The 15,300-nt window shown below is 29.6% G+C and carries 12 protein-coding genes; 2 read left to right on the top strand and 10 right to left on the bottom strand.

The genetic code is table 11. The features are described 5' to 3' along the window. The first annotated feature begins 14 nt into the window (after positions 1-14). Both BLT88_RS11025 and BLT88_RS11020 read left to right on the top strand, forming a co-directional pair. Positions 15-1,139: a VWA domain-containing protein gene (locus tag BLT88_RS11025; protein WP_091954794.1), complete on the top strand. Its 1,125-nt coding sequence runs from the start codon at positions 15-17 to the stop codon at positions 1,137-1,139. After that, positions 1,140-2,606, top strand: a complete 1,467-nt coding sequence (locus BLT88_RS11020; RefSeq protein WP_091954792.1) for a sigma 54-interacting transcriptional regulator — start codon at positions 1,140-1,142, stop codon at positions 2,604-2,606. A 252-nt stretch (positions 2,607-2,858) separates the two neighbouring features. Here BLT88_RS11020 and BLT88_RS11015 read toward each other — a convergent pair whose 3' ends face one another. The 10 genes from BLT88_RS11015 to BLT88_RS10970 form a co-directional block, all read right to left on the bottom strand. Then, entirely contained in the window at positions 2,859-4,184 is a 1,326-nt protein-coding gene (locus BLT88_RS11015; RefSeq protein ID WP_091954791.1) for a M28 family peptidase, read from the bottom strand. 208 nt (positions 4,185-4,392) lie between these two features. Then, the gene (locus tag BLT88_RS11010; RefSeq protein WP_091954789.1) at positions 4,393-5,217 is read right to left on the bottom strand and encodes a sterol desaturase family protein; all 825 of its coding nucleotides are present in this window, start codon (positions 5,215-5,217) and stop codon (positions 4,393-4,395) included. Positions 5,218-5,442: 225 nt separating this feature from the next. Next, the gene (locus BLT88_RS11005; RefSeq protein ID WP_091954788.1) at positions 5,443-5,958 is read right to left on the bottom strand and encodes an N-acetyltransferase; all 516 of its coding nucleotides are present in this window, start codon (positions 5,956-5,958) and stop codon (positions 5,443-5,445) included. Between the two features lie 81 nt (positions 5,959-6,039). Beyond that, positions 6,040-7,278: a DEAD/DEAH box helicase gene (locus BLT88_RS11000; RefSeq protein ID WP_091954786.1), complete on the bottom strand. Its 1,239-nt coding sequence runs from the start codon at positions 7,276-7,278 to the stop codon at positions 6,040-6,042. 141 nt (positions 7,279-7,419) lie between these two features. Beyond that, the gene (locus BLT88_RS10995; RefSeq protein ID WP_036783801.1) at positions 7,420-7,878 is read right to left on the bottom strand and encodes a hypothetical protein; all 459 of its coding nucleotides are present in this window, start codon (positions 7,876-7,878) and stop codon (positions 7,420-7,422) included. A 100-nt stretch (positions 7,879-7,978) separates the two neighbouring features. Next, positions 7,979-8,620, bottom strand: coding sequence for a hypothetical protein (locus BLT88_RS10990; RefSeq protein ID WP_091954785.1), 642 nt, complete (start codon positions 8,618-8,620; stop codon positions 7,979-7,981). Beyond that, positions 8,604-9,098 (bottom strand): RNA polymerase sigma factor, encoded by a 495-nt coding sequence (locus tag BLT88_RS10985; protein WP_091954783.1) that lies wholly within the window; start codon positions 9,096-9,098, stop codon positions 8,604-8,606. The genes BLT88_RS10990 and BLT88_RS10985 overlap by 17 nt, the downstream gene beginning before the upstream one ends. Positions 9,099-9,266: 168 nt before the next feature. Beyond that, positions 9,267-10,082, bottom strand: coding sequence for a DUF3050 domain-containing protein (locus tag BLT88_RS10980; protein WP_091954782.1), 816 nt, complete (start codon positions 10,080-10,082; stop codon positions 9,267-9,269). Positions 10,083-10,803: 721 nt separating this feature from the next. Continuing rightward, positions 10,804-14,277 carry a PAS domain S-box protein gene (locus BLT88_RS10975; RefSeq protein ID WP_091954781.1) on the bottom strand — a complete coding sequence of 1,158 codons (3,474 nt, stop codon included), beginning with the start codon at positions 14,275-14,277 and terminating at the stop codon, positions 10,804-10,806. A gap of 120 nt (positions 14,278-14,397) precedes the next feature. Continuing rightward, positions 14,398-15,270, bottom strand: coding sequence for an FIST N-terminal domain-containing protein (locus BLT88_RS10970; protein ID WP_091954779.1), 873 nt, complete (start codon positions 15,268-15,270; stop codon positions 14,398-14,400). Between the last annotated feature and the right edge of the window lie 30 nt (positions 15,271-15,300).

Raw genomic sequence — 15,300 nt, 5'->3', positions numbered from 1 at the left:
GTATTTTTAGGGTGATGAAAAACAACACGAAAAGAAAAGGATTTATCTTTAAAACGTATGAGGCAGAAAATCAATCTCCGTTTGAGATGCTTTTTGAGATTTTTAAAGAATTAATTACACATACTTCTGGCGATTTTGAGGAAGCTATTGATTGGTTACGTTCTTTAGATAAAGAATATAAATTGACGGATGAAAATTACACTATTGACGATTTTATTGAAGATTTAAAGAAAAAAGGTTACATAAGAGAAGAAGTAAAAGCTGATGGAACAGGAGGTACAAAAATTACTCCAAAAACAGAACGCGCGATTCGTCAGCAAGCTTTAAATCACATTTTTGGTAAGATTAAAAGAAGTGGTTCTGGAAATCATAAAAGTAAATCTGCAGGAATTGGAGATGAACACACAGGAGACTTTAGAGCCTATCAATTTGGAGATGGATTAGATAAAGTTTCTATTACAGAAAGTATTAGAAATGCTCAAATTAACAATGGCATTGATAATTTTAATTTAACAGAAAACGATTTGGTTGTGGAAGACACACTTCATAAAAGCCAAATGAGCACCGTGTTAATGATTGATATTAGTCATTCTATGATTCTATATGGAGAGGATCGAATTACACCAGCTAAAAAAGTAGCGATGGCTTTGGCGGAATTAATTACCACTCGGTATCCAAAAGACACTCTAGATATCATTGTTTTTGGAAATGATGCTTGGTCTATTAAAATTAAAGATTTGCCTTATTTGCAAGTGGGTCCTTATCATACAAATACTGTTGCAGGTTTGAAATTAGCGATGGATTTATTGCGAAGAAAAAGAAATACAAACAAACAAATCTTTATGATTACCGATGGTAAGCCAAGTTGTTTACTCTTGCCAGATGGTCAATATTACAAAAATAGTAATGGTTTGGACAAGTATATTGTAAATAAGTGCTACGCAATGGCGCAGCAAGCCAGAAAATTACACATTCCGATTACTACTTTTATGATTGCCCAAGACCCATATTTAATGCAATTTGTAAAAGCGTTTACACAAGCAAATCAAGGAAAAGCATTTTACACAGGATTAAAAGGATTGGGAGAAATGATTTTTGAAGATTATGAAACAAATAGAAAAAAACGAATTAAAGGATAAATGAGAATACAAGATTTAAAAACATTAGGCGCATTAAAAGAACGAGGTTATAAGTCTAAATCGATTAAAGATGAGTTAAGAGAAAACCTTATTAGTAAAATAATGAGCAAAGAGAATGTCTTTACGGGGGTTCATGGTTATGAGAACACCGTAATTCCAGAGTTGGAAAGAGCAATTCTAAGCAGACATAATATTAATTTATTAGGTTTACGAGGACAAGCAAAAACCCGTTTAGCAAGATTGATGGTAAATTTATTGGATGAATATATTCCTGTCGTTGAAGGTTCTGAAATTAATGATGATCCTTTGAATCCTATTTCGAGATTTGCAGTTGAAACTATTAGGGAAAAAGGTGATAAAACCCCTATTTTTTGGTTGCATAGAAATGATCGTTTTGCAGAAAAATTAGCGACGCCAGATGTTACTGTTGCTGATATTATAGGTGATGTAGATCCCATAAAAGCAGCTAACTTAAAATTAAGTTATGCAGATGATCGGGTTATTCATTACGGAATGATTCCTAGAGCAAACCGTTGTATTTTTGTGATTAATGAATTACCAGATTTGCAGGCGAGAATTCAAGTTGCATTGTTTAATATTTTACAAGAAGGAGATATTCAAATTAGAGGATTTAAATTACGTTTGCCATTAGATATTCAATTTGTATTTACAGCAAACCCTGAAGATTATACAAATAGAGGAAGTATTGTAACACCTTTAAAGGATAGAATTGGCTCACAGATTTTAACCCATTATCCGGAGGATATAGAAACAGCAAAAACGATTACGCAACAAGAAGCGAATAAAAATAATTCTCAGAAGGAATTTATTCAAGTTCCAGAATTAGCAAAAGATTTGTTAGAACAAATAGTTTTTGAAGCGAGAGAAAGTGAATATATAGATGCAAAAAGTGGAGTAAGTGCGCGTTTAAGTATTACTGCTTTCGAAAACTTGTTAAGCACAGCAGAAAGAAGGGCTTTAATTTCTGGTGATGAAAAAACCATGATTCGTTTAAGTGATTTTGATGGAATAATTCCGGCAATTACCGGTAAAGTAGAATTGGTCTATGAAGGAGAGCAAGAAGGAGCTGAGGTAGTTGCGGAAAAATTGATTAAAAATGCCATTAAAACATTATTTCCAACCTATTTTCCTGAAATTAAAAAGTTAGAAAAGCAAGAGACTGAAACACCTTATGATGACATTATTTCGTGGTTTTTTAATGCTGATGATGATTTCGAGTTATTAGATGAATTTGCAGAGTTACAATACAAAAATGAGTTAGATAAGGTACAACCTTTAGATGATTTCTTAGTGAAATACCAACCTAATATGAATACCGCTGATGCTTATTTTGTAAAAGAGTTTATTCTTTGGGCCTTAGCTGAATTTAAAAAGCTAAGTAAATTTAGATTTGCAGAAGGAACTCAATTTAAAGATCCTTATGGTAATTTCATAGCTGGATTGTAGTTACTTACTAATTGCTTCGAGATTTAATATACTTATCACAAAACCGAATTATTTCTATAATTCGGTTTTTTTAGAAAGTTTATTTTTTATTAAATCTTTCAATAAAAACTCCTGTATTCTATATTTTGCAAGAATTTGACAGTTATTAAAAGCAATTTTATGTTTTAATATTCTTCTTGTTAATTATATTGTCATTTCTTGTGTAGGAAATGATTGGAAAATAAATTGAATAAGAAGTTACAAAATGGGATATTACCTTATGATTTTATTTGGAAAAACCACCACACTTTCATGATTATTTTCTCCAACTGCAGCAACTCCAAAAAAGAAATTATCAATTACAATTCCTTCTAAAGTAAATTCGGTAGTTTCTACATACCTGGAATTATCCCAAGTAGGAGAAGTTGTATCTCTCCAATAAATTTTATAACCTTTAGCACCATCAACTTTATTCCACTTTAATTTTGCTGAAGCTTGCACAATTCCGCCAATTGCGACCTCTTTAGGACTTGGTGGAGCAGAAGCTAAACCAGCCATTGTGATAGAGTTAACGCTAGTTAATTTTTTGGCATATTCAAAATTTACGTGCTCAAAAGTATCTCCATATTTAATCCCATTTTCAACTCTAATATCCTGATGCTGCTGCGTATAATTTTCATGAGCTTCCATAATTCTAATTCCTGGAAAACCCAAATCATTAAAGGGTCTGTGATGCCCTCCTCTTCCAAATCTATCCAATCTATAAATCATCATCGGATTCATTTCTGGCATATATGTTTTTGTCATTTTATGAGTATATCTTGCCAGTTGACGTGAAATTCCATCAACTTCACCGCCATAAAAACGACGCATTTTTCTTTGTTTTTCTGTTTCATTTGCCGGTACCGGTTCAGAAAAAATTCGAAAAGCACGATTGTCTATAACACCATCTACACCCGTAATATTTCCAATCATATCATTATTTAAGATTCCGATAATTTCCCATCCTTTTTCCTTCGCATATTTTGCCAAACCTGCTCCGCCAAAAAGTCCTTGTTCTTCGCCAGAAAGGCCAACATAAATAATACTATTTTCAAATTTATAGTTACTTAAAACTCTGGCAGCTTCCATTGTTCCTGCCATTCCTGAAGCATTATCATTTGCACCTGGAGCATCTGTTTTAAAATCCATAGTATCACTCGCTCGAGAATCAATATCGCCACTCATAATAACGTATCTATTTGGGTATTTTGTTCCTTTTTGAATGGCTACAACATTAACAATCCAAGCATCATGAGGAACTCTTCTATTACCTTTTTTTGTGACAAAATCCTTTTGATAGAATACATCAATACAATTATCACAACTTTTAGAAATAGTTTCAAATTCAGATTTTATCCATCTTCTGGCAGCGCCAATTCCATGGGTAGTAGAAGTGGTATCGGAAAACGTATTTCTTGTTCCAAATTCCGTTAATGTTTTTATATCTGCTTTAATTCTATTAGCGGAAACATCATTTATAATATCATATATTTTTACATCTGTTTGCGCAGAAATAGATACTAGGGTGAATAAGAAAGCTATTTTGATTATTTTCATTATGTTTTTAATTAAAAGATGAAAAGTGATACTTATATGGTCATCATTTTCCTTAATTTGTCGTTCTAAAATAAAATTTAAATAACGAATTTTTAAGTATGTAATGCCCTTGTATTTGGCATAATTTTTTTTGAATCATTGATAGTAATACAAATGTTTTCTTAAATAATAATTTGAATAATTTCTATATAAGTAACTCTAGAACTTTTTATTTATTAGTTTTCAATATAATACTTTTATTAAAGGGAATTTTTAATTGATATAAAATATCTTGATCTTTAGTTCCGTCTAACAAATCCAATCCAAACTTTACTTTTTTAGGATCATCGTATGTTAATGTTCCAAAAATTCTATCCCATATAGAAAAGATATTTCCAAAGTTAGAATCTGTCCAAGGTAATTCAAAATGATGATGGAATTTATGCATATTTGGAGTTACAAAAACAAAACTTATAACTTTATCAAGTGTCTTGGGTAGATAAATGTTTGCATGCGTAAAATAGCCAAAAAATACCGTTGCCATTCTATAAAAAAGATAATATGCTAAAGGAATTCCGAAAATTACAATAACAATTAATGCGAAGATTTCTCTAAAAGCATAATCTCCTGGATGGTGTCTTGTTGCACTTGTTGCATCTACTGTTGTATCTGAATGATGAATCATATGAAAACGCCACATGAAAGGTATTTTGTGTAATAAATAATGCACTACATATTGTGCGGAAAAATCTAATACTGCGATGGCGATGAGTAACTCTATCCAAATTGGCAAGTCTATTATGTTTAAAACACCAAATTGATTTGCAGATAGCCAAATAAAAACACCCACAGATAGAATTCCGAAAATTAAATTCAGGCTTACATCCATGGATAAAAAAAACATATTTACTGCTGCATGCTTCAATTTTTTATAATCAAATTTTACTAAAGGAATTATTAATTCTACAATCCAATTAGCAGAAATACAGATAAAAATCCATACTAATTTTTGCCAAGAAGGCATGGTTTCAAAAAAGTTTAAAAAGTTTTCCATTTAAAATTTATAATTAAAGGATTGTAAGATAATAAATTAAAAGGATTTTAAAGTGAACAAACAAACCACAATTTGGTCTGGATTTAAAAACTTCTATATTTTACTTTTGTATTGGTTTATAAAGAATGCCATTAATTTCTACGTTCGATTTGAAATACGGGAAGTATTGGTTACCTAAAAGAATCAAATTAATTAGAAAATAAGCCGTATTTACATAAATAACTATTAGAATTCTAAGTATAAAATATGGTTAGGATTATAATGTGTCTTTGAAATTTCAAAATCGAAACTTCCAACTTTTTGAAATCCCATTTTATTGTAAAAATTGATGGCTCTTTTGTTTTCAATCCAAACAGCCAACCAAATTCCTTGTTGATTATTTTCTTTAGATAAGTTCAGATTAAAATTGAATAATTCTTTGCCTAAATTTAGTCCAAAGAATTCTTTTAATAAATACAATCTACTCATTAAAGTAATGTTTTTAGCAGATATATTTGCATTTGTTTTATTTAAAATTATTTTAGAATATCCGGCAATTTTATCTTTAGAATAAATTAAAAAGTATAAGTTTTCTTTATTTACTAATTCTTTTGTAAAGTTATCTTTGCTAAAATTTTTGGCAGTATAATTGTCGATATCTTTTTTATGTGCCGAATGACCATGGGCCACTAGGAAAGATTTTTTGCTAATTTTTGATAAAATTTCAGCATCTTTAATTGTTCCTTTTTGTATGCGAAACATTTGTTGGAATTTTGATTATATTTTCCTTTTCAATCAATTTTTTATGACTTGATATTTTAGGTTTTGTTAAATAAAGAAAAATTAATACCAACGTTTCTTATTTTTTTTAGAGGCTTCAGATTTTCTGCCTTTTTTATTTTTACTAACAGTATTTGGCTGTAATTTTTTGTGTTTTGGTTTATTGATGATGTATGGATGGTCAACAATAATTTTAATAGTTTTTTCAATTAAAGCTTCAATAGTTTTGATGTAGCTATTTTCGTCAGGAGAACAAAAAGAAAACGCAATTCCAGACTTACCCGCTCTACCAGTTCTGCCTATTCTGTGTACATAGGTTTCTGGTATATTCGGAATATCAAAATTTATAATAGCATCTACATTTGTAATATCAATTCCACGTGCAGCTACATCTGTAGCAATTAAAATAGTTGCTTTTTTATTTCTAAAATCTTCGATAGCTTTATTTCTAATAGCTTGCGATTTATCTCCATGAATACTTACTACGTCGTAGTCATTTTTTAGTAAAGTCTGTTCTAGCTTATCAACACCAATTTTCGTACGTCTAAAAATGATGATTTTTCCATTTATCGTGTTTCTCAATAAATCTAAGCACAAATCTGTTTTATTCTTTTTAGGAAGATAATATAATAGCTGTCCAATATTTTTTGCAGTAGTTTCCTCTGGATTTATTTCAATCTTAACAGATTTTTTTAACATGGTTTTAGCCAAATCATCTATTTTTTCGGGTATGGTTGCAGAAAAAAGTAAGGTTTGTTTTTTCTTAGGACATAAACGTTCTATTTTTTTTACGTCGGTTATAAAGCCCATATCAAGCATTAAATCAGCTTCATCTAACACAAAGATTTTAATAGCACTTAAATCTATGAATCCTTGTAAATAAAGGTCAATTAACCTTCCAGGAGTTGCAATTAAAATATCTACACCATGTGCTAAAATGTCTTTTTGAGGTTCTAGAGAAACACCACCAAAAACTGCTGCAGTTGTTAAATTTGTGTATTTGCTGTAGGTTTTAAAGTTTTCTAAAATTTGTATTGCTAACTCACGAGTAGGAGTAACAATCAATGATTTTATCTCTTTACCTTCTTCTTCTTTTAGACCTTGTTTATCAAACAATATTTGAATAATAGGCAACGCAAAAGCAGCTGTTTTACCTGTACCCGTTTGCGCAGAAACAATTACATTCTTTTTTGCTAACACCTTTGGTATTGCTTGTTCTTGTACTAAAGTTGGTGTGTGATATCTTTCTTCAGCAACTGCTTTTAAGATAGATTTATGGAAAGGAAATTCAGAAAACTGCATTGAATATTTTTAATGCAAAGGTAGTTTAAATGCATCTATGGTTTTTGAGGAATTATGTATTTAAAAAATAGGCTTTGTTCTGAATAGATACTTAGGTTTACTGTCTGTTTTTTCACGCTTTAAAAGAACGTGGCTACCAATTTATAAACTAGAACCTTTTGTTTTTAATACTCTATTTTCCTTTTCAGCTTCCATATCTTTATATCGACCAATTACCAATCCTATAAACATTCCTAATGCTAAACCAATTGAATTTCCAGAAGCTCCAAAAGTAGTGCCAATAGCTACTCCAAAACACATGCCTAGACTCATGCCTATTGCAGTATAGTAACCTTCTGATATTAATGAAAATTTATCTTTTAAAAATTGTTTTAAAATTTGCAGCTTTTTGCTATAATATCTTCTTTTATTTTTGGCATTGGACTTTAATTTAAAAGATTTAAGTTCATCTTCAATTAGTGATATTTGTCCTTTTGATAAATCCCTATTTTTTAAATTCGTCAGAATAGTAATATACCCTTTATAAACTCGTATTTCTCGTTTACGATCTGTTTGTTTTAATAATTTTTCAAAAAACTGACTTGTTTCTGTAATTGTCATAATTTTAATCTTTATTTAATTAGTGTCTAAAATCAGATAATATTACACTTTAATAGAAAAATAATTATTTGAGCCGTTGTTTGGGTTTTTCTCTATTATTTTATTCAGCTTGTAAATCTTCCATGTCAGAAATTAATTCCGCTAGTTTTTTTAAGACACCACCGTAAACTAAATTTAAATCCCATTTATAAATTCGTTCGCCAAAAATGGCAAATAATATTATAATTAGTAACATTGAAAGTATCCAATAAACCGGAATTCCATATATCATATCAGGTTGGTAATCCCCTAATATTTTATTTAAAGAGTTGTTAAAATCATTGGAAAACCAGAATCCAGAAACCATAGCAATAAAAATGTAAGGATAAATGTAACGAGACATTTTCATGTTAACAGTAATTTGTTCTTGCATCCAAACATCGAAAGATTTTAAGTATTGATAACTGCTAACATTTGTGTCTATTTTGTTTAAACCTTTAAATAACCGTTTATTTACGAAAACCAAGACATTAAATAGAATGAACATAAGTACACCCATGACTGGAATTTTTACAAAAAATGAAACAGGTAATAGTACAAAAGAAAATACAACAAGAGCATTTAAGTTAATTTTAAACATTCTTTTAAATTTATCGATTATATGAATAGATTTTTTATCGTATAGGTTATTTAGCTTTGGAACAACCAGCGCATTTTTTTGTAAAAAACCTTCTTTCCAAATTGATTCAATTGATTTTTCCATCTAATAATTTTTTTAATCGTTCTTTAATCCTGTTTACTCGTACACCAATGTTATTTGGTGTCGTTCCAATTATTTCTGCAATTTCTTTGTTTGGTTTTTCTTCTAAATAGAGTAAAATAATAGCTCTATCAATTTCTGATAGTCGTTTAATAGCTTCATATAAGAAATTTAGATTTTCATTAGAAAAAGCAGAGTTTTCTTCACCTTCTTCATATTGATTTACAGCATCATTATTAAAGTATTGACGCGTTTTTTTCTTTTTCTTAATTAAGGTTAAACATATGTTTAAAGAGAGTCTATAGATCCAAGTAGACCATTTTGAGTCACCACGAAACTTGTCTTTACTTCTCCAGATTTGCAAACAGACTTCCTGGTAATAATCCTCAAAGTCTTCTTGAGAATCAGTATATGCCCTGCAAATTTTTATAATAATTCCGGAATAGGGTAAAATTGATGTTGTATAAAAATCGCTGCTCAATAATTGTTTTTTACTATTAGTGGCAGAAGTTAATGATTATTACAATTTTTTACTGTTTTTTTTTATTAAGAAGTGAAGGCAGTACTTTATCACCATCCTTAAAGCCAATTTATTTTGACAGGGGCTACTGTAAATGGTAATAATTGGTTGGTATGGGAGAATTTTTTTTTAGCTAAAATTAACAATTTTTATATGTTGGTTTCTTTTTTGAATGAGATCATTGATTGCATCCCAAAGAGAAATTCTCTTTTTTAAAGATTCCTTCGCAACTAATAATACTTCATGCCATTTTTGGTCATCATTTTCACATAATTCAGAAATCATTTCAAGCGCAAGAGGTCCGTGTTCATCTCCATCAAGTTCTATATGACGCTCTAGATAATAAGTAAGTTTGTTGTAAAGTTTGTTTTTGGAATCAGAATTTTTGAGAATTCCTATAAACATATCAGGAATTATATCTTCTCGTCCAAATGTAAATGCAGAAGCAATTAGGTGTGGTTTGTTTGTTTCAATGATTGAAAATGAATACTTTACGAAATCAGCTACTTTACTGTCTATATTAATTTCACTTAAAGAATATTGAACCGAATTTCCCGATGCTATAAGTTCTATAAAATCATTGATTTCATTAGTGTTTGCGCTTAATTGAGACATAGCATCTAAATACATTTCAAAGTGACTCTTTGGCTCTCCTATTTCATTAATATCACTCTCTTCTCCAAAAACAATTTCATTTATAAATCTTGATAACTTTGGTTTTTTTGAAGGAGTCCATGGGATTTGAACGCTAGTAAGACTTATTTGAAGACTCTTTAAGAGTGACATAAAATCCCAAACAGAAAACACGTGATTCTCCATGAAAGTTTTAATGTCAATTATCGTTTTTAAATTTTCATAAAGTTTATGATTCTGCAATTGAGTTCTCAATTCAATAATTTCATTTTCTATGTATTGCAGTCTTTGTGCAGCGTTTTTTGCTTCCATATAATTAGTAATGTAAAATGTTTAATTTGTCATACTATATAGTTAAACAAATTTACTTATTTTTTTTTATAAATCTAATTATAAAATAATATTTTTCACATAGCGATTTGAAGTTTTTCTCTTTGTTAACAATAGGTAAGAGGCAATGTTGTTTTTTAATCAGTAGTTTGTTTAGTAGTCTTTTGTATAGTCGAGTAATATTATAATTAATTGTACTTACTGTTTACAATGATTAAACACTATTTTGCTCCAAGGCGCTTTTTAACCATAATATTCCGTCAGGATTAATTAAAAAATAACTTTATGAAAATGACTTAAAACATAAGTTTTATATAACTTATAAACTGATTTAATATTCATAATTCGTAGTAAGGTGTTTTTAATATTGCAAATAGTTAATATGCTCTATTAACTGCACTGCGAGACTAATAGATATAGGTTTGTGCCAAAATAAACGAATAATGAAATGATTTGATGCAAACAAACAATTCGGCTTAGAAGTAAGTAACAATAAAAGATTGTTACAGTTTTGTAGAAATATTGTCAATTGGAAGAACTAATAAATAATCATAAAGCTTGTTTTATAATACGTGTAAACAGAAACAGAATTCTAGTTATAGCATACAGACGAAGGTTTCTTTTTAAGAAAGGTTTTCATCACGATGAAAGCGCAATTAAATAAAAATTTAATAAAAATTATTTAGATTAGTATTGAATTGAATTATAAGTATTGCTTTCTTAGTTCATCAACGACTTTTTCAATAACATAAGAAATTTTAGAAATAAGTTTATTTAGATCTCCTGAAGATTGATGCTTTTCTGCGTTCTTTTCAAGCGCTTTAATTTCATCTCTTAAGACATCTATTCCCATTGTGTTTATAGATGGCTTAATTCTATGCGCTATAGCTTTAACTTTGTCATAATCCCCGATATCATATGCAGCCTTTAATTCATTAAGCGATTTAGGTGTGTGATTAATAAATATTAGAATCATTTTATGGATAAATTCTTTGTTTCCTCTTGCAATTTTTTTTAATTTACTTAGATTATATAATGACAGTTGCTTTTCATTTTTAAAATTTTCTAGAATGAGCTTTTGAGGTCTCTCTAACGAATTACAAATGGCTTTAAGGAATTCTTCTTCTTCAAATGGCTTTGACAAGTAATCATTCATTCCTAGGTTGATGCATTTTTCCTGCTCACCTTTTATTGCATTTGCTGTTAATGCGATAACAGGAATATTCATTTTCAATTCTTCTCTAATTATTTTTGTGGCCTCATATCCATTTAAAATTGGCATTTGCAGGTCCATAAGTACTAGATCAAATGTATTATTTTTTATCTGCTCTAAGGCATATGAACCATTTTCAACTTCTGTAACTTCTACTTCATATTCATCTAGAATTAGATCTACAACCATCCTATTCATCTCATTATCATCAACAACCAATATTTTTTTACCTTTTAAAATTTTGGTATTTACAGAAGTAATACTCTTTTCTATCAGATCAAATTCTGTTCCTTTTTCAAAATTAAATATGATTTTGATAGTCGTTCCCTTATTCTTTTGACTTTCTACTAAAATATCACCATCCATACCATCAACTAAGAATTTTGTTATGCTCATTCCTAAACCAGTACCTCCAAAACGTCGAGCAACTGATGCGTCTTCCTGAATAAATTTTTTAAATAAATTTTTTAAAAATATAGGCTCCATTCCAATACCAGTATCCGTGACTGCGAATTCTATCTGTTGCATTGCATCATTTTCCTCTAAAACTTTACAACGGATATCTACGCTACCAATAGCTGTGAATTTAATTGCATTTGAAACAAGGTTGAGTAATATTTGGTTAATTCTAAAGGGGTCGCCAATTAATATAGAAAATAATCTTCTATCACATAAAGAATTAGTCAATTTAAGTCCCTTTTTTTTAGCTTTATGGCTCATTACCTGAATTACTCTTTCTACTACACTCTTTGGTTCAAAGCCAATTTTCTCAAATAATAGTTTGCCTGATTCTAATTTTGAAAGGTCGAGTATGTCGTTAATAATCACCAGGAGACTTTCAGAAGCATTTGAAATAGTATCTAAATAAATATGTTGTTCTTTATTTAAATCTGTTTTATGTAATTGGCGGCTCATACCAATAATAGCATTCATTGGTGTTCTAATTTCATGGCTCATGTTAGTTAAAAAAGTTTGTTTAGTTTGTGCTAGTTCTTCTGTGATTTTTTTAGCAATTTTTAGTTCTTTTTCTGCTAAAATTCGACCAGTAATATCAACTGCAAAACCAATTACATAAGGCTCTTCTCCTTTTTCTTCTTTCAGGTAATTATTGTATAGACAATATGTAATATTGCCGTTCTTGTGAACAACTCTAAATATTCCTGAAGCTTCTTTTTTTTGTTTTATTTTATTTAAATAATTTTCATTGAACTTAATTTTGTCCTCAGATAGCGTAAAATCTTTTAATGAACGACCGATTACTTCATCTTCTTTGTACCCATATAGTTTAGTGATCATCGGGTTTGCTGTTAATAATCTCCCACCCAAATCGTGTGTGGTTACTAATGCCATACAGTTGTCAATTACGTCTCTGTACCTTTTTTCACTTTGTATTATTTGTTGTTGAATTTTTCTACTTTGAGTAATATCAACACCATAGCCAATTACTAAAGCTACCTCATTAATACTATTAAGTACAGGGTAAAAATATCGCAAGATATATTTGATTGTCCCGTCTGGTTGTTTCAATTCTTCTTCCCAACTTTTTAGCTTTTTAGATTCTAGAATGGTATTAAATAATTTTCTTCTGCTCTCAAGAAGAGCTAAAGGTTTATTTTGTTTTCGCATATAGTCTTCATCTTTCTTACCAATAAGCCATTTTCGAAGAGTTGAATCAATAATTGCTTGCGGGTTCAAATAGAGAAATTCATGTTTTTTATTAAATACGACGATTTCTGCAGGGATATTGTCTAAGATCTGTTCGTAGAAAATTCCGTGATCTTTAAGTTTTTGTTGTGCTTGTTTTTCGAATGTAATATCTTCTTCAATAGCGAAAAAATTAATTACTTTTCCTTGTTTATCAAAAATGGGCTGACCATTTATTCTTATCCAATATCCTTCACCTGATTTTTTGTAATTAAAAACTTCACAAGAAAAGGGTTCAGATTTTAGAATCTGTTGTTTCATATAAGCCTTGGTTTCTTGTTTGGTTTCCTCTCCTTGTAAAAAACTTCCAGGAGTTTGGCCTTTGGCTTCAGATAAAGTATAGCCAGTCACTTTTTCAAAGGCTTTATTAACCCATTCTACCTTTCCTGTTGGATCGGTAATAACAACAGCATTTATTGTTTGCTGAACAATAAGTGATAATTTTTCTAATTCCTGAGAATATTTTTTTCGTTGAGTAATGTCTCTTCCGTAAATATTAATATACCCTTCATGAGGCATTGCAATAAATGCAAATGAATAATTAATATTGTTTGAATCGGCTTCAATAGTCCACCTTGTCGCATTTTTGAAGTTAAGAGATAAAATTAATTTAAAAAAAACATCATTTCTGTAAGTTTTTCCTTCATATTCAATAAAATTAAGTTTTTCTGCTACAGGGTTATTTTGTATAATATCTCCTTGATAGTTAATCCTAAATAATGGATCTGGGTTTTGCTGAGGAAATAAAGCGATATCACGCACCTTCTTGCTTACATTTTTTAAATCCTTCTTCTGCTTATTGATAGTAGAAATTAACTGTTTAAGGTCATGATTAGTAGTTTCTTGAGATTTCATCACATGAAGCAAATCAATAAGAGGATCATGCTTGGCAAAATCATCAATTACAAGATTGTTTTCTTTTACTTGTTCCATAGAACTAAACCAAGGAGATCCTGCAAACAATACTTGATTTGTATCTTTCAAATATTCAAACTGGCCTCTTAGCTTATAATTAGCGTAGGTTGTTGGTTCCAAAACTACTAATTGATTATTTAATTTTATTAAATCATCGATGGAGTTAATAGGTGTAAGAGGTTTTGGAATGTTAAAATAATGATTGAATTGTTGTACATTTTTCAAATCACATATTTTACTCAGAGATTTTCCTAGAGCAATAACCTTTAAATCTCGGTTTATTAATATATAGAAGGGAAATAGACGATTTAATTGTTCTGTGTTAAATGAAAAAGGATGGGTCATAGGTTATCAGCTTACTTTAAATATTTCTTGAGTATTTCCGTTATCACGACTTTCAATTAATTTTCATAAAATGAAGTAATTGGAAAGATTTGATTGTTTAATTGACAACTCCCGACTTCATTAGAAGGTGAAATTTGCTTTCATAAATCTAACCTTAGATCCTATAGGAACATCCCTGGCAAAAGACATACTACTATCTTTCTTATTAGTTGAAAGAATGGTTTGTATAATTGGTTTTGTATCTCCAGGAATGATTACTGATAATGGAAATAATAGTCCAGATTCTGGTAGTTTTTTTGATTCAGAGTCTAAATATTTTTTTTGCAATGCTAATGCATTTTGATTTTCCAATTTTAATAATTTATTTTCGCAAGAGTTTGTAAATTTTTTTTTCAAACCAAAAGTATCCCAGATTCCCAAAGATTGATGTGTCATTGTTAAATAGTTGCCATAAAAACTGATGGGAATAATTTCACCGTCTTTTGGTTGTTTATTTAACCCTGTTAATGTGCCGTTGAAATTTGCGTCATCACCAGTTAAGCCTCTTGTAACGGGTACATTTTTATCTATTTGTGCTGTTAATCCTTTTACAAGGTCGCTTCTACCTACTAAGCTACTGTCAGGGAGTATCAATATATGAAAGAGATTTTTTTTCGGTAATTTTTTAGCTAGTCTGACTGTTTTGGCATAGGAGTTTTGATAGTTTTTAATATGAACAGTAGTTGCTTCAATTGTTGTTTTGTCAAATTGAATTGCGGTACAAATAAGTGAATCATCCCTCTCGTAATAATGATAAATTTCAGTTGTCGTAATAGACATCGCTACTTCAGTGATTAGAAATTTTAATTTAATGTTGCTGTAAATAGTCTCTTTTTCCAGTATTGATTTTGAAGCAAAACACAAAGCCAGCTGAAACTTCTTATCATCAATTAATTGGATATTGGGATTATTTCCCCAAGCTTTTTCCGTAAATTTATAAAGAGATGTATTCATTAAAATAAAATTGAACTAAGATGTTTTCAT

The organism is Polaribacter sp. Hel1_33_78 (genome assembly GCF_900106075.1).
GTDB lineage: Bacteria > Bacteroidota > Bacteroidia > Flavobacteriales > Flavobacteriaceae > Polaribacter.
Note: the sequence above shows the minus strand (reverse complement) of the source record. Positions and strands in the feature narration are given on the sequence as shown.